Origin of the sequence: Nocardia xishanensis NBRC 101358 (assembly GCF_001613365.1) — a bacterium.
GTDB classification, from domain to species: Bacteria; Actinomycetota; Actinomycetes; order Mycobacteriales; family Mycobacteriaceae; genus Nocardia; species Nocardia xishanensis.
Window position 1 is genome coordinate 59,529 of record NZ_BDCF01000008.1, and the last position, 24,379, is coordinate 83,907.

Here is a 24,379-nt window from a genome sequence, read left to right on the forward strand (position 1 = left end):
AGGATCGCCGCCAGCTGCTGCGGTGATCGGCCGCTGACCGTTGCCAGTAGCTCAGCGGCAAGCTTCTGGGTTTCGGTGTAGCGCTGGTGGTCGAATGCGTCGTGGCCGTGGGTGAGACACGATTTTGCGCGATGTCGGCGAGGCGTTGGCCGATGCGCAGCATGTCGGCTTCCACCGAGTCGCCGGTGTTGCCCATGGTGTCCTCCAGCGGTGCCGTGGTGGGGTCAGGGGTGCGGGGTGAGTCGGTAGGTTTGAGTGTCGCGAGCAGGGAAAATCCCACGCGTTGTGCATCACCGCGGGTGTCGGTGACGTCGACGGAGCGTACTCCTGCCCCGGGTGGTCAGGTTGGCTTTGGTCGTGAAATCTGGCGGGACCTCAAGATCGAGGGAACTCCACACGACTACGGGGCATGATCCTGATGCAGGCTCGTGAGAACTGGCACGATGTTGCCGACCAGATCGCCTGGTGCTCTGCGTTCGTTCCGATGATCTCTGCCATCTTGTATCAGCTAGTCGGCTGGCTCCGAGACTGGCAACAGCGCTTGATGCTTCGCACGATCATCCGCCACACACCTTGCGGCAGCTCGGTTGTGTGCAGCTCGCGCCGCTCTGCTGGGACCTCGTGGACGATCACGGTGAAGGTCGGTAATGGTTCTCCTCAGCGTCGCTGCTCGTCTGTCTCCGCTCCGACCTCACCCCGAAAGATGCCGTCTCGATGACAGATCGCAATCCCTCCTCCGAGGAGGACAAGTACTACCGGATCGTTAAACGCTACGCCCCGAGAGTCTTTCGCTACGCCATGAAGTCTTTCCGTGGTGACACCGATCGAGCTCATGACATCGTCCAACAGGTCTTCTTCGCAGTCTGGCAACAGTACGACCGGGACTTCCTGGGCCGCGAGGAGAGTCGAATCGAAAAGTTGATCATGCGCATCGCAAGCTGCCGCATCAAGGACGCCTGGCGTCGCGACACCCGCGGTACCGTCTCGACCTTCGAGCACCTCGACAGTGCGATCCCGATGTTCGCCCGCTCGATCGACATGCGAACCCCCGAGGAGCGAGTCCTCAGCAACGACGAACTCGAACACTTCCGAGAGGCGTTGATGCACAACCTGACCGAGACCGAATACCGCGTCGCCCTGCTGGCCTGGGACGAAGGCCGGTCCGACAGCGAGATCGCCCAAATCCTCGGCAGAACGGTCTCCACGGTGCATTCACACAAGAGCAGAGCACGCAAGAAGATCCAGGCGATGGTCCATCGCGGTGACCACCGCATCGCGTTCGACCCCGCCGAAACAGGCGGCCCTACAACGTCATTGGCCCCAAAGGGCCGAGGAGAGGCATCAGCATGACCATCGAAGCGGAAAGGACAACACCGAGCTCCATCTCCATCCGGCAGGCATTCCGCGAACTCGACAGTTACCTGACCGAGCAGAACCCGGCCTATCACTACGATGACGCTGACGATCTGGCTGAACTCAAACGCCGGATCAGCGCAGCTACCGAGCCATATCTGGGCAACCAGAGACAGACCGCGGATTGCATCGACATCGCTCTGACACCCGGCATCGTTGACCCCCACGTCCGCGCACTCATCATCGCCTACGCCGAGTCCTTGGATGTCACGGCGCTGCGGATCACCAACCCCAGCTCGGCCTTGTTCGCCGCCAGGCTCGCCGACGGTATCCATGGCCAACGATGGATCCTGAGTTGGCTGCCCGGAAAGTTCCTCACACGCGAGCAAGTGATCAGCGCGATGGTTCTCGACCAAATCCTCATCGATCACGAACTCGACAGCACCACCATGCTTCAGGCCATGCGGCTACTTGCCGCGACCCTGGACCTGCCGCTCGAGGACATCCTCGCCCGCATCTCGATGGCGAAAAAGCACGCAACAAACATGGACACCGGCGGGTGGGTCGCCTACGGGTGAAAACGACGCGTGGTGACCGTGGCATCGACACCGCGGTCACCACGAAACGTTCACCCGAACTGGCCCCTCATCACCGGCGCCGCGCATGCGGAATCGTCTGCCCCCGAGCCAATTCCATCGCCGCAGCACGTCGAGGCGGATCCCGCGTGAACAGTGCGACAGGAATCGCGAGCACACCCCCAGCCCGGACTAGCGCGTCGGCGCACTTCACGAAAGCGACGCGGTACTCGGGCACGACCTGGCCATCCGGCCCGCGTGAGACCTTTTATGCGCCAGCACCTTTCGGATCGCTGACCGCAGCCACGAGTTCGGTGACGGAGAAATGCAGTCCGGCACCAGCATCGGTGGCGTACCCGATCGAAACGGGTCCAGAGGCGATGTATTCGTGGAAATGCTCGCGGCGATCGCGATGGTGCACTGCATTCGCGTACGGGAGGAATCCCAGGCCGTTGTCGAACGGTCGAATCCCGCCCGTAGGAGTCGGTAGTTCCGGCTTGGAACCGTCGAGGCACTCGGCCCAGGCCGTGTCATCGGCCGACGTACCAGCATTCGTAGTTGCGCAGCGACGCCATGAGCTGGCGCCATTCCGGTACGGGATGGGGTGCGCTGGCGATCGGAGCATGGACTGCGTGAGCGCCCGCGACGACAACGCTTTCGAGGGAGTGCCAGCACTCCTGGTGCCCGCAGTTCGCGCAGATGTTCGGGTTGAAGCTGCGTCCGCGCTCACGCCGTTGCCCCAGTAGCGTCGCCACGTCGGGTCGGCCGGCGGCCGTCAGTACGCTGCGTGCGATGTGCACGGGGAGTTCTTGGTCGGTCGCGACCGCTTCGACCATGCCGTCTCGTCCGAGCGCGCGCGCTTCGACGGCCCACACCCATTGTTGTTCGCTTCCGCACCGGTCGCAGCGGTGCGGGAACCCCAGGACATCGATGAGCAGTGTTGATTTCCCCATGGACAGAGACTGCCATGCGGTCACGCCTTGCCGGTCGCGATCGGCTCGAGCCCGAATGCGATCACCCGCGCGTCAACTGCCTTCCTACTGGAGCTCGAATAGCCTTGCGCCACTGATCAACCGTGCTCAACCCCGCTCGCTGCTCCAGTTCGGCGGGCGTGGTGGTCGGCACGTCGATCACCGTGGTCGACGGCGGCCCCAACTCCTGCATGCCGGCGCGGACAGCCGACCAGGACAGCGAGTTGGCGCTGACCGCCGCGAGCGCGGCCGCGGATGCGGCAGGGAATCCCCGGTCGTCGGCCAGCCCCGGCAACTAAGGTCAGATCTAGTAGGAGCAGATGCCGTCGTGGGTCTGGGCCGACACGACACCGCCACAGGCGTGGATGACCCCGCGTGATCCGGCATTGTCGGCCCGACAAGTGAGGGCGGGACGAATGCCGAGACCGACTGCCAGACATAGTGTTTGGCGCAGAATCTCGGTTCCGTACCCGCGCTGGCGGTGACGGGGATCGACGATGTAGCCGATGTGCCCACCCCACCGTGTCAGTTTCTCGGTCAGCCGGTGGCGGATATCGCTGCTACCCACCAGCACGCCGCCGAGGTCGGCGACGAGGAAGGTGTAGGGCACTGCACCTGCCGCCAAGCCGACGCCTGCGCGCGCGTTGTCCTGGACGAGCAGGTAGTCCGGCCAGGCGATACCGGGCTGGTAGTCCTTGGCGAAGGCAGTGCCGTCGTTAACGATCGCCGCCCGTAGTTCGAGGAAGGCCTCCTCGTCGTGTGGTCGCAACGTTCGCACGATCAGGTGGTCAGCCTTGGTCATGGGCCCCGATGTTGATGTGGTGACTCCGCACGCGCAACTGGATTTCGGGAACATCTCCGCCATATGGTCGACCTCGCTATTCGTGCGAGTAGGTCCAGTTCGTGCCGGTGCCTCGGTACTGCTCGACGGAGATGGGTTCGACGCCGGGTTTCATGTGGTCGAGGTAGAGCTGTCCGTGGAGGTGGTCGACTTCGTGGGCGACCAGGCGCGCGAGACCGCGATCGAACACGGTGATCCGGGTGGTGCCGTTGATGTCGGTGTGTTCGACGTGGATCGTCAGTGGTCGCGGTACCCGCCCGCGCAGGTCGAAGAAGCTCAAGCACCCTTCGTATTGCTCGTCTTCACCGCTGGTTTCGACGATGCGGGGGTTGAACAGGGTGATGGTGCCCCCGGTGGGGGTGCGCACGATCGCTGCGGCACGGCTGATCCCGATCTGGGGTGCGGCGATGCCCATTCCCTTGCCGAACACGTGTGCCTGGGCTACACGTTCGGCGGCCGAATTCAGTTCGGCGACGACACGGCGGGCGTCTTCGGCTTCGGTCGGCAGGTCGAACGGGCGCGCGATCTGGCGCAGGATCTCGTCACCTTCTTGGGCGATGCCGAGGCCGGCCATGACTTTGCTCGGTGGGGTGCGTTCGTCGTCGTTGCGGCCGCGGAAGTCCCATTCGAGGCGGTAGCGCGCGTGCAGGGGCGGGTCGTCGGTGGACCAGGCGTAGATGTGGCGGTCCTGCTCGGCGTGATGGGTGATGGGCGTGGGGAATGGTTGGCCCTCGGCCGCCATCGAGGTCTGGAGCCCCCAGACCGAGGGTTCCAGCGAAGCGGGGAAGTCCAACCGCACCGACAGCCGGTTGGTGGGCAGGCGGACTGCGCGCTGAAACCAGTTGCCCCAGTGGGTCGCTGAGACGGTGTACTCGTATTCGATCCAGCAGGCGTGGCCGGGGTAGAGCGGGAAATGGCGGCCGCCGCCGAGTTCGCTGAACTCGAGCCACACTTCCTTGAACGCATCGCGGTCGTGGTGGGCGGTCCAGGCCATGGGCTCGGCGCGGTGTTCGCCGTGCCAGGCGTGCAGGTCGATCTCGTCCCAGGTCAGTGGGTGTTCCTGGTAGAGCTGGTTGGATCGTTCGGGGTCGCCGGGATAGCGATCGACGGAGATCCTGATCAGGTAGCGGGTGATCGGTTCGGCGCCGCCGTTGATCAGGCGGCGCCGTTGACGGAGCCGGTAGGTGTGTCCGTCGAAGGACAGGCTCGCGTCGTCGTGGTCGACCACCAGCGATCCGGGCGTGTCGGCGGGGTCGGCGATGGGGGTTGGGCGGGTGGTTGTGGGGCGGGTGGCGTTGAACTCGGCGAAGGCGGCGCGCAGCGCCCCGCCGGCTTGCAGGGTCGATTCGGCGCAGGCGGCGAATTCCCTCGACGGTTTCTCGGTGCCGGACTCGATCTTGGACACATACGGGCGGCTGTAGCCCAGTTTGGCGGCCAGCGCCCGACGCGACAGGCCGCGGACATCGCGCCAGCGGCGCAGCTCGAGTGCGAAGACGTTGACCTGCGCCGCGGCATCGTGGGCGGGCGAGTTATCGGCCGGGGTCACTGTCGCGGTGCTCCTGTTCGCCGGGGTGTGCGTGTGCGTGAGTACCCCGTGAGTATGCGCCCACACTCCCGAAACACCCTGCATCCGTGGGGAAATGGAACACCAGCAGCCCAATCCGACCGACACCGGTTGACCGATCCGGGTGAGTTCGCTGGGCCGATCGAGTTCGGGGAGGCACACCATGAGCAGGATTCTGGTGACCGGCGGTGCGGGTTTCATCGGCTCGCACTACGTCCGCCATCTACTCGACCACGACGACGCCGAGCAGGTCACCGTGCTCGACGCCCTCACCTACGCCGGGCACGCGGAAAACCTCGGCACCGCGATGCTCTCGCCGCGACTCCGCCTGGTTCCCGGCGAGATCGGTGACACCGCCCTGGTGGACGAGTTGGTCGCCGATCATGACGAAATCGTCCACCTGGCCGCGGAATCGCACGTCGATCACTCCTTCGCCCAGGCGGCCCGGTTCATCGCCACGAACGTGGCCGGCACCCAGACGATTCTCGATGCCGCGCTCCGGCACGGGATCGCCAAGGTGGTGCACGTGTCCACCGACGAGGTGTACGGGCCGGTGCTCGACGGCGCCGCGAGCGAGGACGCGCCGCTGGCGCCGACGGTGCCGTACGCGGCGAGCAAGGCTGCCGCAGACCTGATCGCCTTGTCCTACCACCGCACTCACAGCGTGCCGGTGTGCGTGACCCGCTCGTCGAACAACTACGGCCCGCACCAGCACCCGGAGAAGATCATCCCCGCCCACATCACCGCGCTGCTGCACGGCGCCAAGATCGTGCTGCACGGCGACGGCCAGCACGTGCGGAACTGGCTGCACGTCGCCGACAACTGCGCGGGCCTGGACCTGGTGCGCCGCCACGGCATCCCCGGGGAGGTCTACAACCTCGGCGGCGGCACGGATCTGACCAACGAAGCGCTCACCGGGCTGATCCTGGCCGCGATGGGCGCGGACTGGGATCGCGTGATCCGGGTGCCCGATCGCCGCTGCAACGACCGCCGCTACGCGATGACCTGGGACAAGATCGCCAGCCTGGGTTACCGGCCTCAGCGCAGCATCGCCGACGGGCTGGCCGAGACCATCGCCTGGTACCGGGCCAACGCCGACATGTGGGCCCCGATGCTGGCCCGAACCGACGCCGGGGTCCGGCGGTGAGCGGGGCGCGGGTGCTGGTCACCGGTATCGGTGGCCAGCCCGGCTTCGACCTGGCGCGGCGTCTGCACCAGCTCGGCGCCACGGTGATCGGCGTCGACGCCGACCCGCTGGCCAACGGGCTGCTGATCGACGGGATCGAACCGCGGTTGTGCCCGCACGTCACCGATCCCCGCTACGGGGAATCGCTGGTGAAACTGTGCGACACCGAGGCCGTCGATGCGGTGGCCCCGACCGTGGAATCCGAGCTGCCCGCCCTGATCCGTCTCGCCGATGACCTGGCCGCGGTGGGCGCACGGACCTGGCTGCCGACGCACCGCGCGGCCGCCGCCTGCCGGGACAAGGCGGTCTTCGCCCAAGCGCTCGCCGGCGCGGCCGTCGCGCACCCGGCGACGTGGCTGCCCGAACAACTCGACGACGCGCCCGCCGACGGGGAGTTCGTCGTCAAACCCCGCACCGGCCAGGGCTCGCGTGGAGTCCTGGAATGCCGGGGCCGGAACCGGGCGCGCGCGGCATGCCTGCTGATCGAGGACCCGATCGTGCAAACCCGGCTCACCGGAACCGAATTCACCGCGGACTGCCTCGTCGGCGACGACGGCCGCGCCGGTGTCGTGCTGCGGTGGCGGCTGCTGACCAAGGGCGGGCTGTCGATCGTGACCCGCACCTTCACCGACCCCGACACCGACGCGCTGGTGCGCGCCACCCTGGCCGCGGTCGGCATCCGCGGGTGGTGCTGCGTGCAGGGATTCGCCACCGATGCCGGGCCGCAGATCACCGAGGTCAACGCCCGCCCCGCCGGTGCGTTTCTGGCCGCCGAAGCCGCCGGCGCCGATCTGACCGGCCAATACCTCGCTGCCCTGCTCGGCGGGCCGATCGACTACGACCAGCTCGCCTACCGCCCCGGGGTCACCCTCACCAAATACGTCGACACCCTCGCCGTCACCACAGGAGACCGTGATGCTCGCACCCACTGACACCCCGGCAGTCGCCCGTAACGCCGCCCCGTACCTGCACGGTCCCGAAACCGACGCGCTCACCGGCGCGCTGGCCGCCGGGCAGTACGGGCACAACACCGAAACCGAGGTCTTCGAGCAGGAACTGGCCGACTACCTCGGCGTCGCCGACGTAGTGACGACCCATCGCGGCACCGCGGCCCTGCACATGGCGTTGATGGCGGTCGGCATCGGGCGCGGCGACGAAGTCGTGGTCCCCTCCCAGACGTTCTGCGCCACCATCCACGCCATCCGCGCCGCCGGTGGCGTACCACGCTTCGCCGACATCGACCCCGCCACCCAGTGCGTCACCGGCGAAACCGTCGAGGCCGCGATCACCGTCAACACTCGCGCGGTGCTGCCGGTGTTCTACGGCGGCCGCGCGGTCGACCTGACCGAACTCCGGCTGGCGGATCGGGAGATCGCCGTGGTCGAAGACGCAGCCCACGCCTTCGGCTCTCGCCACCGCGATGGCCGCCGCGTCGGCGCGACCGGCCAGCTCACCTGCTTCTCGTTCGGCCCGATCAAGAACCTCACCTGCCTGGAAGGTGGTGCGATCGTGGCCCGCAACCGCCGCGAGGCCGAGCGCCTGCGCACCATGCGCACGCTGGGCATCCGCGCCAACCAGCTGGCCCGCATCCGCACCACCGACTACCGCGTCGACGGATACGGACTGCCTTATCACCTGTCCGCCGTCCACGCCGCTGTCGGCCGCGTCCAGCTGGCCCACTTCGACGATGTCGTGGCCCTGCGAACCGCGCTGTGGCGCAGCTACGCCCGCGCGCTCGCCGCCCTCGAGGGCGTGGAGCTCGTCGACGTCGATATCGACAACACGGTTCCGTTCAACCTGGTCGTCCGCGTCGACGACCGCGACGAGGTGTTCGTGCGGATGAAGGCGGCGGGCATCGGGGTCGGGGTTCACTACCCGCCCAACCACACTCAGCCCGCTTTCGAGCGCTGGTACCGCCGCCTGCCCGACACCGAGGCCAGTGCGCCGCGGCTGTTGTCGTTGCCGTTTCACCCCGCGATGACCGAGGTCGATGTCACCACCGTCGTCGACGCCCTAGCCGCCGCGCTCGCCCCTTGCGGCTAGCCGATCGGTTCGCGCGCGGCGACGGCGCGCACCAGCGCGGCCAGCCGCGCTCCAGCATCTGGGCGCCCGAGCTCGCGGGCGGCCTTGCCCAGCTGGGCACAAGCGTCCGGATCGGCCAGCAGTCTGCCGACCGCCGCGCTGACGGTCTGCCCGGTCACCGTGCCCGACACCGTGATCGCGGCCCCGGCCTGCTCGAGCAGCCGCGCCGCGCGCGCCTGCTCGCCACCGGCCGAGGACGCCAGCGGGATCAGCACCGCGGGCTTGCCCAGCGCGGTCAGCTCGGCGATCGTGCCGGCCCCGGCACGGCACACCACGACCTCGGCCAACGCCAGCGCATCGGCCATCCCAGAGCCGTCGACGAAATCGACGACGCTGTAGTGCCCGGCCAGCTCGCCGGGCAGCGCCGCCGCCACGTCTTGCAACACCGACAGATCCGCGGCACCGGCCTGATGGATCACGTTGGCCTGGGCCAGCAGTGCCTCGAGCGATTCAGCGATGGCGATGTTGATCTGGTGAGCGCCTTGGGCGCCGCCGGTGACCAGCACGGTCGGCAGCCGGTGGTCGAACCCGCCGCCGAACCGCTCCAGCGCAGCAGGGCCGCTGCCGGCGAGCACGGACTCGCGGACCGGATTGCCGGTGACCACCGCGCGCGCGGCGGCGCGCGGCGGCAGCACCGCGACAGTCGCCTCCGACGTCACCGCCACCGCGGTCGCGGCCCGCGCCAGCACTCTGTTGGCCAGACCGAGCCCGACGGTCTGCTCATGGGTGACCAGCGGAATGCGCAGGAGGCCAGCGGCCACACCGACCGGCACGGCGACGTATCCGCCGGTGGTCAACACAGCGTCAGGGGCGAAGGCGCGCAGCCGCCGAACGGCCTGGGCTACCCCGACCGGCACGCGCGCCATGTCGGTGACATTGGCGCGGTTGAACATCCGCAGCGGGTTCCGTTCACGACGCAGCTTGCCCACAACGACCGAGGTGAAGTCGATGCCGTCGCCGACCGCGGTCCGCTGCTCGAGCGAATCCGCCTGCCCGAGCCACAGCACCTGCGCCGGACCGTCCCCAGTGCGCAGGTCGCGCGCCACCGCGAGCGCGGGAAACACATGCCCACCAGTACCACCACCCGCGATCGCTACCCGCACGACGCCCGCCTTCCCTGTCCGGCCAACAACGCGCACGAGTCTGCCATCACTGTGCATGTTCCTGCGAGCGGCTGTGCGGGTCGACGCCGGGGTGGGGGCTGGCGAGCACAGACCAGTCCGAAATGCTCGGCGAACAGGCATGGCGCGAGTCCGGACTCGGCGCACCGACCGACGTCGACGAACTCCAACGCCGAATCACACAGCTCGAGCAACAAACAGCCGAACTCCACCGACCCCGCCGAAGCAGGCCATCGCCGCAGAAGTCGCACAGGCCCTCTGACCGGAACCGGCCGATCGTCGAGTGCTGTCGACGAGGCCTTGGCTTCGATAGCGCTGCCCGGCTTCAGTCCTGGGCGCCGACGATCGGAAGCCACGAGACGGCGTTGGGGCGGAAACTCTGCCGCTCGGGCGTCAAATCTGAGTGCTGATCGAGGCTCATCATCGTGACGCCGACCAGTTCTGCGTCCCCGTCGTCCTGGGCCGCGGCAGAACTCCCGCAGACACCGCAGAAGCCACGCTGGGAATCGGGAAAAGTGTTATACCAGACCGCTTCTCCGCCCGGCCCTGTCCACTTGAACCCGGCACGCGGGAAGTCGACCCACGACATCACCGGCCCACCGGACAACTTCTGGCAGTGCGGACAAGAACAGACTTCCCCGTCAAGTGCTTCTGTTCAAAGGTAACGCCAACAACAGGATCCGGTCTGGGAAATTCGCCTACCCCGACGACGCTGGTGTTCCATTTGCTGCCGTTGGGAGAACTCCGGCCGCATTCATCGCCACCGTCAGCGCCGGGTACCGGTAGTAGTCCTCTGGGTCGGGTGCCTTCTGCTGCGCCGCTGCCAGGAACTCCAGGAACGCGACCTGTTGGTCGGTGCCAAGATGACGGGTACTTTCGAACAGCTCGGTCGCGATCTGTGGCATCTGGGCGGCCTTCAGGCATTGGTCGTTGGCCGCCCACGCCTGCAGCGCGTGACGCAACGTGTCCGGTCGCAGCCAGTTCGCATGAGCCACAACGAGCTGACCGACAGGCTCGGCGTCCCGGAAGGACGGTGCCTCACGCAAGAGTTCGATCAGAGTCGGTACGTAGAACTCGGCCGGCCTGAGGTCGATGAGATAAAGCTTGCTGTACCAGTTCATCTCGTCGAACCGTCGCTCCAGCACTGGCAGTCGCCTTCGTGCCTGGCTGTTGCCTACCATCGCTAGCCCGGCTGTCAGATCTGAATCCAGGGGGCCGGGCGGAGTCGGCACGTTCAGCAGGTTCGTGAGTCGATCGGTGAGCGGGCCGTCGACGAGATCCCAGAAGAAGTCCTCGGCGCCGAGCCGACCAAGCGCTCGCAGTTGCGCGGCGCCGTCGAGGTTGTCGAACTTGTCGCGTTGCTCGGCGACGACGGTCCGAACCAGGGTTGGATCCCGCTGCGCGAATGCTGACAGCACCACTGCGGATCGATCCGCGTACTTTTGCGTTGAGGGGAACCGTTCACCAGGGTCGACTTCCAGCAGAGCATGTTTGGCTGCGAGTTTGGCGATTCCCTTGCGGGTTGCGGCACGTAACCGGTCGAAGAACACGGCCTGGATGTGGGAGACCGACTCGGGAGCGAACATGGGGTCGCAGGTGTAGTCGAGATAGGCATCAATCGCTTTGCGGCCCTGCGTCGGCGGGTGAATCAGAAGCGTCGTCAAGGCGATCGCCAGGTGGGCTCGTGCCTGCTCCGGCCGAGGTTCGTAAACATCCCCGAATGGCCGGAGCGAGGGGTGAACACACAGGTTGCGGTCCTCACGGATACGCTCCAGCTCCCGCTTCCCGACCGAGTCGATAAGCTCGAACTCGACCGCGGTGTCGAGCAGCTCGTTCTCGATCTGCTGCATCTGCTTCACGCCGTCGGTGCTGATCCCTTTCGACTGCGCTGCAACCACTTTCGCCGAGAACAGCTTCGCCTTGCCGTCGTCGCCATCGGCCAGCTCGATCAGCTTCCCGATGATGTCGGTGGTCACCGCACTCCACGTCGCAGCGATGCTTGCTCGGACTGCGCCCGCGGAGTAGCAGATCCACGCCTCACCGACCAGCGGCCGCACATCCGGAGTGCGCACCTGAGTCAGCAAATGCTCCACATCACTCACCGCCAACGGTCCTCTCTGTCGTGACTCTCGGAAGAGCCAGGAATTGCTCCGTAGTACGCACTGATCGCGTCGACCTAGATCGTAAAGTGATGGATTCCCACGGAAGGTGCCTCCGCGGCAGGGCTTTCCGCGTCGACCGATCGAAGACACAGCTGCGCCGGTACGCGTTGTCACTGTTTTCGCAGCCTCGGCACCACGAATGCAGCTCTGGAGGCGTGGCCGGCCACAGCGCGAGTGTTTTTCATCGTCGTCGTGCTGACGGAACCCCCGGACAGCTGCGTGTCACAAGATCGACGACCGAGTGCTCAGCGGTCGTCGGCGGTGAGCGAGTACACCGGAGGTTCAGACCTCGCGGCCGCGACGCCAGCGCCCAGTGACTCCAGCATGTCGCGCCAATAGGCCCGCCAGATCGCCCGGGTGGCGTCGTCGGACAGTTCGGCGTCGACCTTGACCATGCCCTCTTTACCCTTCTCTTTGAACGGCCAGGGAGGCTCGTCCCCGCTGGCCAAACAAATGCGGGCAAGGACGGTGCGTCGCACGATATCCCGCAGCCGGTCGACGGCGTACCCAAGCCGGACCAGGGTATTCTCCTCGTCGTTCTCGCTGGGCACGCACTCCATCGCTCGCAGCTTCCCGTTGAGGGACTTCACCGACACTTCCCCACCGTGGACGATGCTCGATCTCAGGCTATAAAGCTGCTTCAGATCCTCGAAAAGCACTGCGGCGGGGTCATCGTCGTGCGCAAGCAGAGCGGTAACACGGGTACACAACCGAAGCGTCAAGCCCTCTCCCTCGTTCGTCCCGAGTGCCAGTCCCTCCAATGAGGTGGCGAGATCTACGATCTGTTCGCCGAATCCTGTTGTGTCGTCGAAGTTCACGAACTTCTTGAGTGCTTCCCTGAAAGAGCTGAGCCAGACATCCGGACCGCCGGTCTTTGATTCAGCCTCCGCGACCAGCGCGGTCAGGGCGGTGATCGCAGGGCCTTCCGTTCCGTCGAGTCGTGCCGTTCGCCGCGTCGTCGTAACGTCGCTGTTCCGGGCCAGAAGGTTAAGAGAAGCCGGTTGGGTGGCAATCTTGGAGCTCGGTCCGAATACCTGATACATGCCTTGCACGTTGGCTCCGGTAAGAAGGCAGACGCCGAGCTGGAACCGGTCCAGCGTCCGCGCCAGGCTACCAACGCCGAAGTAGTCGACGCCGGAGATCTGTTCGCGGACGATCAACAAGGCGTGCGGGGGCCGATACGGCTTGGAAAGGCGCCGTTTCCAGGCGTGATCGGCGTCAGGGATCTCCGTCAAGATGCGCAGCGTCATATGCGTGCGCCCGTCGGGAACGATGGTGACGCCGTTGATCTCGATCTCACGCCCTGAATCCGGTACGAGATGAGAGACGTGGCGTGCCAGCACCATGTCGTAGGGCTCTCCGGACACCACCTGGATCAACTGCGCGATGGCAGCAGCCACTTGCGGACCGTTCGGATCGTAGGTGTTCGCGAAGGAACACTCCCGCACGCACAACTCGAGAAAACTCGTCAGCAGCAACGAGGCCGCGAACTCCGGCCCGCCGGAACCCTGGTAGCTATCGCGCATGCCGTCAGGCGCCGCCGAAATCACCGATTCCGCGAGCCGCGCATACTCCGGAAGCTTCTCGATTGGGGAGATTTCGAAGTCGAGGCCGGCCTGGAGATGTCTGTGGGAGGTAGACGTCGGGATCGCTCCTTCTGCTCGCAATCTTTCGAAGCAGACTGTTACGAATGCCTTGGCGGTCGACTCGAACTCGTTCAACGAACTCCTCGGTGGGCGTGAGCAGCTTCTGGCCGTGGTTTCGAATAGCCGACCGAAACTGTTACGGAGACACACTCAGCCACCGCGCTCGGAGGTGACACGGTCAGTCCTGTGCGCCGACGATCGGCAGCCACGGGACGGCATTGGGGCGGAAACTCTGCCGCTCGGGCACCAAACCGGCGTGATCATCGAGGCTCATCATCGTGACGCCGACCAGTTTCGCGTCGCCGTCGTCCTGGGCGGCCACCGAACTTCCACACACGTCGCAGAAGCCACGCTGGGAATCGGGAAAGGTGTTGTACCAGACCGGCTCTCCGCCCGGCCCGGTCCACTCGAAACCTTCCCGGGGAAAGTCGACCCACGACATCACGGGGGCACCAGACAGTTTCTGGCAGTGGATACACGAACAAAGGTGGGGGAACGAGAGGTCACCCGATGCCTGATACCGGATGTTGCCGCACAGGCAGCCTCCAACGCGCATGGTGCACATATCCTTTCATGTAGTCGTGTCTGGACGGGAAGGCCGAATGGGCGCGTGATGCTCGTCGGCGAGACCACTCCCTCGGCCGCAGTGCTTGTCGCTTCAGACTTCGTTGATACTAGATGTGGCCGCCTCCGCATCAGGGTGGGTTGTCAGTCAGCGGCCCCAGGCTCCAGATGTCGTCGCGGTAGCGGGAGTTCGGCTTGAAGTTGTTCTGGCTGATCCATCGGTTCTGCACGACCAGAGTGTCCGGGCCGGGCATGGGAAGGATGAACGGATCGGGCTCGGCGGCGAGGGCCGTGGTCACGGAGCGAGTTCTCCTTTTGAGCAGGTGGCTGATCATGCGGTCGCGGTCGGTGGCGCGGGCCAGAGCCGCATCCCAGGTGATCTCGTTGACTTTGGTACGTAGGTCGGCGAGTCGCTGGAAACTGTCATCCCATCGCTGGTGCCACAGTTTCCGGGCCACGACGATCGCATTGCCAGCAGGTTGCGGTGCAGCAGCGCCAGGCGCGGATGGTGACCGCTGTGGACGCGGGCGTTCTCACAAGCGAGGCACAGCAGGAAATCCGCTCCACAGCCCCCATGGGCGCGGGCCACGGACTCGACGCCTCGTCCACGCAGTCCACGGTCGCCGTCTCGTGGTGATCACCGTCGGCGACCACGGTCAGGCTCCCCTGGAAGGTGACGTCGCGCGCCTGCTGCATCGCTGCCGCGGCACCGGTGGCGATGATCTGTTCTGCGGCTCTCTGAACGTTCTTGTCTGGCAGGACGTATACGCTTTCGTGGGTGCCTCAGCTGTGCTGTAGGGGCTGCCGCTTCTGTGCGACGGTCGTTCGGCGAGTGCGTTGGAACGGTGAGCCGATGTTGTGCGATTTCGCCCAGATCGTCCCGTCGGACTTGGCCACCCCGAAGCACAGTGGCCCGTCTGGTCGAGGCCGGTCGAGATTCGTTTCGACAGTGGAGGTCAGGAACCGGCGCGCGACCATCAGAAAGTCTGTGCCAGGGGTGAGGCAGGCGGCCAGGGCCTGCCGTGCTGAGTGGCTTCCAATGCCTGGGTGATCAGTCTGCCGGGCGATCCGACTCCGGAGTCGGTGTAGTTCTCCTCGGAAAACCATCGACCTGGGCCCGTGCGGCGCTTCTCGACCCGAACGGTGTAGGTCACCGCGCTAACTTCGCCCGCCGACGCCGTGGTGGCCGGGACATGTAGCCGGTCGAATACCGATAGGTTCCAGCCATATTGGTCCGTCATCAGGACCGCCAACGCGGTCAGTTCTTGACGTGTCAGCAAAAGTCTGCCCCACGTCATGTCGTGACTCAGCCCACCCAGAATGTCCCTGTCTCGCAAGGAAACAACCTGATTGGTCCCGACTCATGGGATGTCGCCCGTAGCGGCGACATGTTCGAGGATTTGCCCGAGCTGCCACTCGCGGCTTCCTTCGTCCAGCTCACCTGCCTAAAAGCGTGACAGGACAATCATGTTCGCCCGAATCCGCAACAACGCCGACCGGAACTGTCGTCCGGCCGCCTTCATCACAACCTCACGCTCCGACGCCTCGTAGGACCGCTTCGAGGGTGCGCCCTTCATGGAGACGCGACGAGCCAGCTCTTCGGCCGCCGCGCCGTGGGTTAGGGTCGGATCTCGCTGTAGAAGTGTCCGGACCTTGGCCAACGCCTCCCGGCCGCCGGGAGTGCCCATGTGGTTGTTGCGCCAGAGCCGCAGCGTGGCCGCGGTCAGATCAGCGAGATCCGGCGCGGGGTGGCCTTGCGCCGTCAGGAATCGAGCGAACGTCAGCAGCGATCTCCAGTAGGACTCGCCGCTGCTGTGACTGTTCCAGCTCAGCGATTGCTCCGCGAAAACCCTTGCCAGCGAATGCTGCATCGCCTCGGGCACCGGCATCGCCGCGAAGTCGAAGACACGGACGAAGCCCTCCTTGTTGAGCACCATGACTTGCACGCCCTGCTCGGCGATCCGCTGGGTCGCCTGGAAATCCGGCGGCGGCAGGACCGCCTTGTGCCCCCGCCCGCTCACGCTCGTGTCCCCGCGTCGATCAGGACGTCAACGTCCTGAATCCGGGCCGTCTCCTTCGCCAAACGGGCAACAGGTCATCAAGATTCGTCGATTCGTCCGCCTCGCGCTGCATGTTCTGGCCGGTGTCGAAGGACAGGAGCGATTCCAGTTGCAGGTGCATCACAGGGGCGAGGTAGTGCTCTTTGGTCACTTCCACGTCCCGGTGTCCGAGCAACGTCTTCACCAGCCACCACGGGTCGCCGTAGAGCTGAGCAAAGTCGCGGCGGTCCGCCGCACTGAGCCCATACTTCTTGTCCATCAACTCGTTCAGCACGATCAGCATGTACAGGGCCATCGAATGCCGCCCGGAATGTGGAGTCGCATACGGCACCTTCCCCCGCACCTCCGCCACCCGCGCCAACCGTGGAACCTCCCGCTCGTGCCCCGTCAGCAACACCCGTTCGCAGCGCAGGTTGGCCTGCCGAAACACCGCCGTGGTCGCGCTGGAAGCGCAGTCCCGCACCGTCGTCGGGCTCGACGCCGCCCGGATCCACGCCCCATTCACGACCGAGCTCACCAGGTACGTCGACCAGGCATCTGGGGTGCTCGTCGACGGCCACCATCCCGAGCTCACGATCGGAATCGCACGTTACGCCATCAGGATCGGGGTGCCGGTCGTCCTTGATGCAGGCCGATGGAAGCCGGTCCACGACCAGCTCCTACCTCTGGTCGATGTCGCGATCTGCTCGTCCGCCTTCGCACCGCCCGGCTTCGACGGTGACGGTGCACGCTGCTGGACTACCTGCGAGCGACCGGACCGAAGCATGCGGCCGTGACACGCGGACCGGAACCGATTCTGTACACCGCCGACGGCCGACGCGGTGCCATCGACGTCACCCCGGTCACCCGCGCCGATACCCTCGGCGCCGGACACATCCTCCACGGCGCGTTCTGCGCCTCCTACGGCCACAGCCATGACTTCGTCGGTGCCCTCACCCGCGGGTCCGCGATTGCCACGCTCTCGTGCCAATCATTCGGCACCCGCCGCTGGGCCGACAGCGTCAGCGAACTTCGCAGATGAGGTAACTCCCGGGCGTTCCGCGCAGCACGACACCGGCGCGGTCGCGAGTGTGCGCAATCAAGCGGGCGTTGGGCATATCGCTGTCGGCGATCTTGGACTGCGCCTGCTCGGCGGTCTTGCCCCCGAGCAGATGCCGACCGGTCAGCCGCTGCTCGATCACACCCTCCTCGGCATCGAGGTACCACACCTCATCCAGATGGCTGCGGACCTCTGCCCATCCAGGATGGTCGAGCAGCAGATAGTTCCCCTCAACCACCGCAATCCGTTCATCGGCGAAAGTGATGGCGTCCGGCACCGGATCATGCAGTTCGCGGTCATAGATCGGCCAGCCCACACGCGCGCCGAGCGGGGCTTCGCGCAGCAACTTCAGCCGGTTGACGAACCCGGCCACATCGAAGGTGTCGGGCTGCCCCTTGCGGTGCCGTGCGCCGACAGCGTCCAACTCGGCCGAAGTCTTGTGAAACCCGTCCATCGGAGCGATCTCCGCGCCGATCCCGCATGCGGTGGTAATGGACGCGGCCAGATTCTGCGACAGTGTCGACTTGCCCGCCGCCGGTGGACCGGCGATGCCCAAGACGTAGCGGCGCTCACCGGGGACGCGCGCCGACACCCATACCGCGAGCTCGGTCACGGAGACTTCGCTACCTGCACGCATCACGGAATCCTTTGCACGTGAGTCGAATCAGTGGTGCGACCACGGTACCAACCGCGCGCCTCGCACCCGCGTTCCGCAGAATGGCGTTCACAGGGGGTGGTCGGTGCCGAGGGCGAGCGCTAGGTGGGAGCGAACCGTCGCAGCGGTGAGGGTGTTGCGGCTGTGCTGGTTGTCCCCGTTCACGGGGCTCTCACTCCCAACTGGAATCGGTGGCTTGGTCTGGCTCAGTCGGCGAGGCTGCCGAGCAGAACGCCCTGTCCCGATTGCAGGACGTGGGCGGCTTCGAGCGGAATCCAGAAGCATTCGAACCGTGTCGGCTCCCCCTGGCCGTCGTGGTCTTCCTGGCTCGCCCACCGGTCCGGCGCGTCCTGGCACAACTCCAGCTCGAAGAAGTGCCGGTGCTGGATCTCGAACCGATAGGGGCTGATGTCGTACTCGGCTTCTCCGAGCTTGCCTACGATCTTGAAGTCCGACAGCCCGGTCTCCTCCCGCGCTTCGCGCAGCGCCGCATCCTCGGGTGTTTCCCCGGCGCGAATGCTGCCGGCGGGCACCTGGATCCCGACTTCCTCCCACGAGTAGTCGGTGTGCCGGAACACCAGCAGCTTGCCGTCGCGAACGACGTAGACCAGGACCTTCTCCTTGACGACCTTCTCGGGCATCAGGCGCAATCCTTTCTGCGGATCATGAGATCACGATGGCGCGGAATGAACGAGCGGCCAGACCGAGCGCAGCCCCGGATGGCACGTACGGCCGTCTCCAGCCAGGCAGTCTGGTAGCGGACCCAATATGTTCACCCTGGCGCCAGGGTACCGGCGCTGTCGTCAAATAGACTGCGTTCCAGATGTTTTCGCAATGGCGACGATACTGGATCGGTGTGTTACGGGCTCTGTCTGGGCTGTCGTAGGACCACGACGTCGCTGATCGGTGTCGAGTCGAACTGTTTTCGGAGCGCGCACCATTCCAGGGCGGGCGTCGGTTGGACTTGCTGGGCACAGCGCGATCAGTCTGTCGTGTGCTGACAGCATTCGGTAGGCGATCTCGACACATCCAGGCTCCGAGCTGGTGGCCGCGCAGGGGTTGTGCCAGTTCGGCGTGCAGCACTATGACGACGTCGTTGATGGGTGTTGCGTCGAACTGGTCTTGTACGTCGTTGAGCCAGTTACCCTGGTGAAGTCGTCGTTGGGCCACATCGCGCGGACCGCTTCGACGCAGTCGACGGTCTTCTTGGGCATCGTGGTGTCCCCCTTCGTAGTCAGATTGTCGGGTCGTGGTGCAGCGCGGTCAGGGCTTCGGGGCTTCCTTGATCCAGAGCACCGCGTCCGGGTCGGCGAACGCTACGGCCGCGTCGGTGCGGGTGAGCCGGGTTTTCCCCGAGACCATTTCGAATCCGGCGTCGTAAAGCGTCGGCACGACCTTGGCTGCAACGCGCTCGGCGGCGGCCGCGCGCCCGGGAGTTCCAGGTTCGCCGTCGTCGAGGTTGTTCGAGTCGTGCTGGATCGTGAGCCCGCGCCTCGGTTTGCTGACGGTGTGCACCCAAACTTGCTCCGTGTCGTCGGAGGTGAGGACGGCGACCCCGGCATCGGCAAGGATCTGGTTGACCTTGTCCTTGCGGTCGATCAGCGACAGCACCGACAGGACGGTAGGTCGGGAAAACATGGGCACCCGGCGTGCGACTTCGTTGCGGGTCACGCCGTGCTGCAGCGCATATGCCATCACCTCCACCAGCTCATCATCGGCGAATTGCCACTGCTCCACGGCGACGTCGAGGTGTTCCAATACCTTGTCGCGGTCGTTGTCGGTCACCATGTCGCCAGACTATCGGTGAAAAGTTTGACCGGTCAAGAGTTTGACCGGTTCGAGGTCAGGGCTTCTTGGAGGTTCGATGCGGCACTGATTCCTTCTCGCTGGCCGAAATCAACCACAGAGCCGTCCATCAGCAGTCGGTGTACCGTAAGACGTCATTGAGGGCTTCGACGGCGCCGTCCGGTGTGGTCCGAAGTGGGCCGTAGCGCTTGCAGTTTCGGCCTGCAGGGATGGGTTACATAAGTGCCTGGAGGCCGCTGGCCAAGTCCGAATTCACTAGTTCGTCTCGTTCGTTGTCGGTGAGCCAATGCGCGGTGGATCCGGTGGTCTCGCGTCGAACCCATAGGACGTCGTCGACTGCTTCGGCAACGGCGTGGAGGTGGCTGACGACCATGACGAGGCGGTCGCTGCCGGCCTGGGTACGAAGGACGTCCAGGGCCGAATCGAGGGCATCGGTGTCGAGGGTGGCGAAGCCTTCATCGAGGAACAGTGAGCCGAGGCGGGGGCCGCTGCGCGAGTGCAGTTCCGCGAGAGACAATGCCAAGGCCAGAGACGCGAGGAATTTCTCGCCACCGGAGAGTCGGCCCGCGCTGTGCGCCATACCGCTTCCGCGGCTGACGATGTCGAAATTCTCGGCGAAGCCGAATTGGTCGCCGGTCAGCTTGCCCAGCAGGTCGCTGGCTATACCCAGCAGCGCACGGGTGTTGTGGGTGATGAGGTGGCTGAGGAATTTGGCATCGACGAGATGGACTCGCAGTACCTCGACCGCGTCACGCCGGGCTGTTCCCGCGGCGATGGCGAAGTCGAGGTCGGCGGCGGGCCGCACTTGAGCGTGCGCGGCCGATTCGGCGATGCGCAGTTCCTGGGCTTGTCGGCTCGCGGTCGTTTTGGCTGCGACCAACGGATGCAACGCGTTCGGAGTCGTCAGATCAGCCGACAGGTCGAACCCGTCGATATCGCCGAGCGCGCCGGCGACCTCACGCAACTTCGTGGTGGCGGTCTCGGTGGCGTGCTGGTGCCCGGTACTGATTTCGGTCAGCTCGCGAGTCACGGTGGCGGTGATCTGTGCCAACGCGACAGCAAATGCCCGGACACCGGTGACGTCCTGTTTCGCCGGTCGGTCCGGAACCCGATGGTCGAGGTGGTGCTCGGTGAGAGTAGCGGCGGCGGTGTCCTCCCACATGCGCAGTCCTCGGTACAGCTCGGCCAATGGAGTGTCGATCTGGGTGCGGATCGCCTGGTCGAGAGTCCTTTGCTTGGAAAGGGTTTCGTTGATTTCCCGGCGGGCATCGTCTCGCCGCCGGGCGAGCTGCCGCACCTGCGACAGACTGTCCGCGATCGTCGCCGCTGCCGCGGTTGTCTGCTCGGGCCCGATATCGCCGATCTCAGCGGGCAGGAGCACGCGGACGTGGCTCGGCAGTGCGTCGATGTCGGCCGCGGTTCGTTCGAGAGCCGCCGTGATTCGCTCCGACTCGGCGGCGGCGGCGCGCAGGGCTTCCTCGTGCCGGTCCTTGCGATTGCCCAAGGCGTCGCGCTCGGCGTCGATAGTCGCGGTGTGGCGGTGAACCCGATTGCGCTGCGATCGGGCGTGTTCGTCGGCAGCTCGTTCGCAACGAGCCACCGCGGCCGCAATGTCAGCCGTCAGCTGGTCGGGATCGGTGTCGGTTCCCGGCCCGGACAATGTGGTTGTCGCGGACACGAGACTCGTCGTGGCGGCGTCGACATCGAAGGTATCGGCGGTGGAAGCGAATTCAACCAACAGTCGGCCGGCGATATCAGTGGCGCTGCTGGCGTCTTTGCGCGCGGTCTCGAGGTTCTGTTGCAGCTGATTCATCTGATCCCGGGTGAGGGCTGCTGTGGCCCGCACTCGGGCGCTTTCGTTGGTCAGTCGCGTGTGCTCGCTCCGGGCGTCCTGGTGTGCGGCCTTCGCTCCGCGCAATTCGGTCGCCGTGTCCGCTGTGTCCGGAGTGAAGGACGCCGGGAGCTGATGGTGACACACCGGGCAGTCGTCGCCGGGGTGTAGGTCGATGGCGATCGCGGCGACCTGATTCCGCCGGGTCACGGTGGCGACCACGGCGGCGGCGACAGCGAGGACCTCGGCCGCGCTGGACTCCCCTGCAGTCAGCTCGGCAGCGGTCTGTTCCAACTCCCCCAGTCGATCCTGCGCATCGCCGTGCGCGCGGGCGGTTTCCGCTGCGCGCAGCGCGGCAGCAACCGCCTGGGAGATTCTGGTACGCAGGGTTCCTGCATGCTCGTGGATCGACTCGGCTCTGCGTTCCGCGTCGTCAGCGGCTGCGGTGAGGACCGTGGTCTGCTCCAGGCGATCAGCGAGTTCTGTTTCGGCGGTGGCGATCTGTTCGCTCTCCGTGTCGAGCTGACGAGTGCGTTCGTCGGATGCGGCGCGGGCGTTGCGGTGTTCCTGCGCGCGGGCGGCCAGACCGTCGATCGTGACCGTGGCCTTGCCGAGTGCGTCGAGCCCTTCCCCCGCCTCCTCGCGGGCGGTGATCCGGTCTGCTAGATCGGACTCCAGCGTCGTCGCTTCGCTCGTGCGAGCGTTGAGCGCCTTCGCCTCGGCGTCGAGCTGATCCGCGATGGGTTGCAGGTCGTCGAGGGCTGCTATGGGATTCGTGGCGGCGTGATCGCGGAGTCGCCGGACCGCGTCGGTTGTCCGAACGGTGGCCTGCTGTGACATCGTGATCTGTTCGCGCAGTTCCGACATCGTGTCGATGGTGTCGGTCAGATACTCGGCTCGCGTTTCGAACAATGCCGCCAGCGTCCCGGCCTCATGCGCGGCCTGTGCCGGATTCTCCGGCATCGCCTTGCGCTTGATCTGGGCCTGCCCGATCAGGCCGTCGAGTCGTTCTTTCTGCTTCTCGGCGAGTCGACGCGCCTCGGTCAACGAATCCGCGCCGAACAGCTCCCGAAGGCGGGCGGTGCGCTCCTTGCGGGGAGCGGTCAGAAGTTGATCGAATCGGCCCTGCGGTAACAGACCGACGCGCAGGAAGGTTTCGCAACTCATTCCCAGGACGGATTCGATCCGGGCGTCGACCGGTTTGGCGCGGTCGACCTCCTCACCGGTGTCGAGGTTGGTGAGGTGGTGGCGCCCGGCATTGGGGTTGCCGGCGTTCATCGTGCGGCTCACCCGCCAGCGCTGTCCGTCGTGCCGGAAGGTGAACTCCACACTCATGGCATCGCAATTGTCAGCGATGAGCTGGCCGAGATTGCGGCCATCCCATGTTGTTTCGCGGAACAACGCGTAGGTGATTGCTTCGAGGATGCTGCTCTTGCCGGCACCGGTATCACCCAACACGGCGGTGAGGCCCTTGCCGGTGAAGTCGATGGTGACCGGCGTGGGGTAGCTGCGGAACCCGCTGACTGTCAGAGTCAATGGCTGCATCACCGCACCGCCGATTCGTCGGTGATGACACCGGCCAGCAGCCCAGACCGGTCTACGCCGTCGAGGCCGTGCCCGTCGATGGCCGCGGTGAGCAGGTTCTCCTCACAACACGGGGCAGGATCGGCGGGATCGGGCTCGCTCTGCAGGTGGGCAAGAGCGGCCATCACATGGTCGAGGTGCCGACCGGTCACCTCGCGGTCGATCAGGTAGTCGTGCAGCAAGTTTTGGACGCTGGGCACTTCAGCTGTCGCGGCGGAACGGTCAAGGATCGGGTTGGTCGTTCCCGCACGACGTTCCTGGATATCGATGATCGTGGCCTGTGGCAGCATCTTGGCGAGGGCTTCCGACAGCCCCGTGGTGGGACTGTCGGTGTCGACGATCGCTTTGACCCAGGCGTCGCCGACCCGACCTGCGCGTTGAGTGATCTCGTCCAATGTCCCGGTCAGCTTCACCAGTCGCCGGCCGGAACGCAGCGGGACCAGTTCGATCCTGGGATCGCTGCCGGGATCGACCTCGACCAACACCACACTCTTGGTGTCTCTGGTCTCGCCGAAGTCCATCTGCAGCGGGCTACCGGCGTAGTGCGCGGGAAACCCGACGCTGTCGATGCGTTGCGGCTTATGAATATGTCCCAGCGCACCGTAGTCGACCAGCGGCAGCCCCGTAGCCGCCACCGCGTAGTCCGAGCTCAAAGAGATCGGACGCTCGGAATACGAAGGAGTCGCACCTTCCACGAACAGGTGCGCGGCATAGATCAGGATGTCGCGGCTACCGCGGCCGGCACCGAGCTGCCGGTATACGTCGTCCTGCACATGCCGCATCTGGTGAGCGAATGATGTTGTGGCCGTGCCAGGATCGGTGAGGTCGTAGGTGAACCGATTGGGATGCAGGTACGGCAGCGCGCCGATGCGGATGGTTTGTTCGCCGCCAGCGGCAGGGTATTCGGCGACCATGAGACCGCCTGGGCGAGCGTCGGTGGCGAACCTCACCCGGTGGTCGTCGGTCACTGCGGTCACGTCGAGCACGTACTCCAGGAAGGTGAGGACCGTGCGGGTGTCGTGGTTGCCGGCCACGACCACAGTCGGCGCGATCCGTCCGAGCAGGCGCAGTGTCTCCACGGCGAGACGTAGATCGTCCAGGCTCGGACGGGACCCGTCGAACAGGTCTCCGCTGTGCACGATCAGGTCGGGTCCGAAAGCCTCTGCGATGGACACGATTTCGGTCAATACTGCGGCGAACTCGTCGTCGCGTCGGCGGCGTCCGATCTGGCGGCCCAGATGCCAGTCGGAAGTGTGGAAGATACGTCCGGTCACGGGAGATTCTCCGGGAAGGGGCAAGACGGCTCACTGTGCGCCGTCGCGGATCGAATGGGGTCCGA

General features: G+C 65.7%; 23 protein-coding genes and 1 pseudogene. 8 read left to right on the top strand and 16 right to left on the bottom strand.

Annotated features, from left to right (window positions below):
- Positions 1-714: 714 nt before the first annotated feature.
- Both NX1_RS08315 and NX1_RS08320 read left to right on the top strand, forming a co-directional pair.
- The gene (locus NX1_RS08315) at positions 715-1,350 is read left to right on the top strand and encodes an RNA polymerase sigma factor (protein WP_084501237.1); all 636 of its coding nucleotides are present in this window, start codon (positions 715-717) and stop codon (positions 1,348-1,350) included.
- Entirely contained in the window at positions 1,347-1,931 is a 585-nt protein-coding gene (locus NX1_RS08320; protein WP_068056302.1) for a hypothetical protein, read from the top strand. The genes NX1_RS08315 and NX1_RS08320 overlap by 4 nt, the downstream gene beginning before the upstream one ends.
- Positions 1,932-2,458: 527 nt before the next feature.
- On the opposite strand, the gene NX1_RS08325 is transcribed toward NX1_RS08320, so the two are convergent.
- Positions 2,459-2,881: a hypothetical protein gene (locus tag NX1_RS08325; protein ID WP_068056304.1), complete on the bottom strand. Its 423-nt coding sequence runs from the start codon at positions 2,879-2,881 to the stop codon at positions 2,459-2,461.
- Positions 2,882-3,003: 122 nt separating this feature from the next.
- On the opposite strand from NX1_RS08325, the gene NX1_RS36075 reads away from it, so the two are divergent.
- Positions 3,004-3,198, top strand: a complete 195-nt coding sequence (locus tag NX1_RS36075; RefSeq protein ID WP_157119612.1) for a hypothetical protein — start codon at positions 3,004-3,006, stop codon at positions 3,196-3,198.
- A gap of 8 nt (positions 3,199-3,206) precedes the next feature.
- Here NX1_RS36075 and NX1_RS08330 read toward each other — a convergent pair whose 3' ends face one another.
- Positions 3,207-3,764 carry a GNAT family N-acetyltransferase gene (locus NX1_RS08330; protein WP_084501238.1) on the bottom strand — a complete coding sequence of 186 codons (558 nt, stop codon included), beginning with the start codon at positions 3,762-3,764 and terminating at the stop codon, positions 3,207-3,209.
- A 13-nt stretch (positions 3,765-3,777) separates the two neighbouring features.
- Positions 3,778-5,286, bottom strand: coding sequence for a peptide deformylase (locus NX1_RS38345; protein WP_068056305.1), 1,509 nt, complete (start codon positions 5,284-5,286; stop codon positions 3,778-3,780).
- A gap of 181 nt (positions 5,287-5,467) precedes the next feature.
- Between NX1_RS38345 and NX1_RS08340 the strand changes: the two genes are divergently transcribed.
- Genes NX1_RS08340 through NX1_RS08350 form a run of 3 tightly spaced genes read left to right on the top strand, consistent with a single transcriptional unit; the run spans position 5,468 to position 8,533 of the window.
- Positions 5,468-6,451, top strand: a complete 984-nt coding sequence (locus tag NX1_RS08340; protein ID WP_068056307.1) for a dTDP-glucose 4,6-dehydratase — start codon at positions 5,468-5,470, stop codon at positions 6,449-6,451.
- Positions 6,448-7,422 carry an ATP-grasp domain-containing protein gene (locus NX1_RS08345; RefSeq protein ID WP_068056309.1) on the top strand — a complete coding sequence of 325 codons (975 nt, stop codon included), beginning with the start codon at positions 6,448-6,450 and terminating at the stop codon, positions 7,420-7,422. Before NX1_RS08340 ends, NX1_RS08345 begins: the two co-directional genes overlap by 4 nt.
- On the top strand, positions 7,406-8,533 hold the full coding sequence (locus tag NX1_RS08350) for a DegT/DnrJ/EryC1/StrS family aminotransferase (protein ID WP_068056311.1): 1,128 nt from the start codon (positions 7,406-7,408) through the stop codon (positions 8,531-8,533). The genes NX1_RS08345 and NX1_RS08350 overlap by 17 nt, the downstream gene beginning before the upstream one ends.
- Here NX1_RS08350 and NX1_RS08355 read toward each other — a convergent pair.
- The 6 genes and pseudogenes from NX1_RS08355 to NX1_RS37190 form a co-directional block, all read right to left on the bottom strand.
- Positions 8,530-9,675 carry a UDP-N-acetylglucosamine--N-acetylmuramyl-(pentapeptide) pyrophosphoryl-undecaprenol N-acetylglucosamine transferase gene (locus NX1_RS08355; protein ID WP_245668391.1) on the bottom strand — a complete coding sequence of 382 codons (1,146 nt, stop codon included), beginning with the start codon at positions 9,673-9,675 and terminating at the stop codon, positions 8,530-8,532. The genes NX1_RS08350 and NX1_RS08355 overlap by 4 nt on opposite strands.
- 343 nt (positions 9,676-10,018) lie before the next feature.
- Positions 10,019-10,318 (bottom strand): annotated as a pseudogene (locus tag NX1_RS08360) (GFA family protein); the annotation flags it as partial.
- A 73-nt stretch (positions 10,319-10,391) separates the two neighbouring features.
- The gene (locus NX1_RS08365; protein ID WP_218024081.1) at positions 10,392-11,795 is read right to left on the bottom strand and encodes a hypothetical protein; all 1,404 of its coding nucleotides are present in this window, start codon (positions 11,793-11,795) and stop codon (positions 10,392-10,394) included.
- Positions 11,796-12,100: 305 nt separating this feature from the next.
- A complete protein-coding gene (locus NX1_RS08370; protein ID WP_157119613.1) occupies positions 12,101-13,576 on the bottom strand; it encodes a HEPN domain-containing protein in 1,476 nt (491 codons plus the stop codon).
- Positions 13,577-13,679: 103 nt separating this feature from the next.
- Complete coding sequence (locus NX1_RS08375) at positions 13,680-14,066, bottom strand: GFA family protein (protein ID WP_084501240.1); 387 nt, start codon at positions 14,064-14,066, stop codon at positions 13,680-13,682.
- A 130-nt stretch (positions 14,067-14,196) separates the two neighbouring features.
- Complete coding sequence (locus NX1_RS37190) at positions 14,197-14,523, bottom strand: hypothetical protein (protein ID WP_174555467.1); 327 nt, start codon at positions 14,521-14,523, stop codon at positions 14,197-14,199.
- A gap of 172 nt (positions 14,524-14,695) precedes the next feature.
- Between NX1_RS37190 and NX1_RS37195 the strand changes: the two genes are divergently transcribed.
- Positions 14,696-14,863 carry a hypothetical protein gene (locus NX1_RS37195; protein ID WP_174555468.1) on the top strand — a complete coding sequence of 56 codons (168 nt, stop codon included), beginning with the start codon at positions 14,696-14,698 and terminating at the stop codon, positions 14,861-14,863.
- Between the two features lie 647 nt (positions 14,864-15,510).
- Here NX1_RS37195 and NX1_RS37200 read toward each other — a convergent pair.
- The gene (locus tag NX1_RS37200; protein WP_174555469.1) at positions 15,511-16,086 is read right to left on the bottom strand and encodes a hypothetical protein; all 576 of its coding nucleotides are present in this window, start codon (positions 16,084-16,086) and stop codon (positions 15,511-15,513) included.
- 19 nt (positions 16,087-16,105) lie between these two features.
- Positions 16,106-16,699: a hypothetical protein gene (locus NX1_RS37815; protein ID WP_245668392.1), complete on the bottom strand. Its 594-nt coding sequence runs from the start codon at positions 16,697-16,699 to the stop codon at positions 16,106-16,108.
- A 198-nt stretch (positions 16,700-16,897) separates the two neighbouring features.
- Here NX1_RS37815 and NX1_RS37820 point away from each other — a divergent pair, with 198 nt between their 5' ends.
- Complete coding sequence (locus NX1_RS37820) at positions 16,898-17,146, top strand: PfkB family carbohydrate kinase (RefSeq protein WP_068056327.1); 249 nt, start codon at positions 16,898-16,900, stop codon at positions 17,144-17,146.
- Here the strand turns inward: NX1_RS37820 and NX1_RS08400 are convergent.
- From NX1_RS08400 to NX1_RS08420, 5 genes are all read right to left on the bottom strand, one after another.
- A complete protein-coding gene (locus NX1_RS08400) occupies positions 17,127-17,801 on the bottom strand; it encodes a nucleoside/nucleotide kinase family protein (RefSeq protein WP_084501242.1) in 675 nt (224 codons plus the stop codon). The two genes, NX1_RS37820 and NX1_RS08400, sit on opposite strands and share 20 nt — an antisense overlap.
- 224 nt (positions 17,802-18,025) lie before the next feature.
- Positions 18,026-18,460 carry an NUDIX hydrolase gene (locus tag NX1_RS08405; protein WP_068056328.1) on the bottom strand — a complete coding sequence of 145 codons (435 nt, stop codon included), beginning with the start codon at positions 18,458-18,460 and terminating at the stop codon, positions 18,026-18,028.
- Between the two features lie 622 nt (positions 18,461-19,082).
- Positions 19,083-19,607, bottom strand: coding sequence for a hypothetical protein (locus NX1_RS08410; RefSeq protein WP_068056330.1), 525 nt, complete (start codon positions 19,605-19,607; stop codon positions 19,083-19,085).
- A gap of 232 nt (positions 19,608-19,839) precedes the next feature.
- Complete coding sequence (locus tag NX1_RS08415; RefSeq protein ID WP_068056332.1) at positions 19,840-23,001, bottom strand: AAA family ATPase; 3,162 nt, start codon at positions 22,999-23,001, stop codon at positions 19,840-19,842.
- A complete protein-coding gene (locus tag NX1_RS08420) occupies positions 23,001-24,314 on the bottom strand; it encodes a metallophosphoesterase family protein (RefSeq protein ID WP_068056334.1) in 1,314 nt (437 codons plus the stop codon). The genes NX1_RS08415 and NX1_RS08420 overlap by 1 nt, the downstream gene beginning before the upstream one ends.
- Positions 24,315-24,379: the final 65 nt, after the last annotated feature.

Coding starts and splice junctions, on each gene's coding strand:
- NX1_RS08315 (WP_084501237.1), top strand. CDS start 715: ATGACAGATCGCAATCCCTCCTCCGAGGAGGACAAGTACTACCGGATC.
- NX1_RS08320 (WP_068056302.1), top strand. CDS start 1,347: ATGACCATCGAAGCGGAAAGGACAACACCGAGCTCCATCTCCATCCGG.
- NX1_RS08325 (WP_068056304.1), bottom strand. CDS start 2,881: ATGGGGAAATCAACACTGCTCATCGATGTCCTGGGGTTCCCGCACCGC.
- NX1_RS08330 (WP_084501238.1), bottom strand. CDS start 3,764: ATGGCGGAGATGTTCCCGAAATCCAGTTGCGCGTGCGGAGTCACCACA.
- NX1_RS08340 (WP_068056307.1), top strand. CDS start 5,468: ATGAGCAGGATTCTGGTGACCGGCGGTGCGGGTTTCATCGGCTCGCAC.
- NX1_RS08350 (WP_068056311.1), top strand. CDS start 7,406: ATGCTCGCACCCACTGACACCCCGGCAGTCGCCCGTAACGCCGCCCCG.
- NX1_RS08375 (WP_084501240.1), bottom strand. CDS start 14,066: ATGTGCACCATGCGCGTTGGAGGCTGCCTGTGCGGCAACATCCGGTAT.
- NX1_RS08400 (WP_084501242.1), bottom strand. CDS start 17,801: ATGCGTGCAGGTAGCGAAGTCTCCGTGACCGAGCTCGCGGTATGGGTG.
- NX1_RS08405 (WP_068056328.1), bottom strand. CDS start 18,460: ATGCCCGAGAAGGTCGTCAAGGAGAAGGTCCTGGTCTACGTCGTTCGC.
- NX1_RS08410 (WP_068056330.1), bottom strand. CDS start 19,607: ATGGTGACCGACAACGACCGCGACAAGGTATTGGAACACCTCGACGTC.
- NX1_RS08415 (WP_068056332.1), bottom strand. CDS start 23,001: ATGCAGCCATTGACTCTGACAGTCAGCGGGTTCCGCAGCTACCCCACG.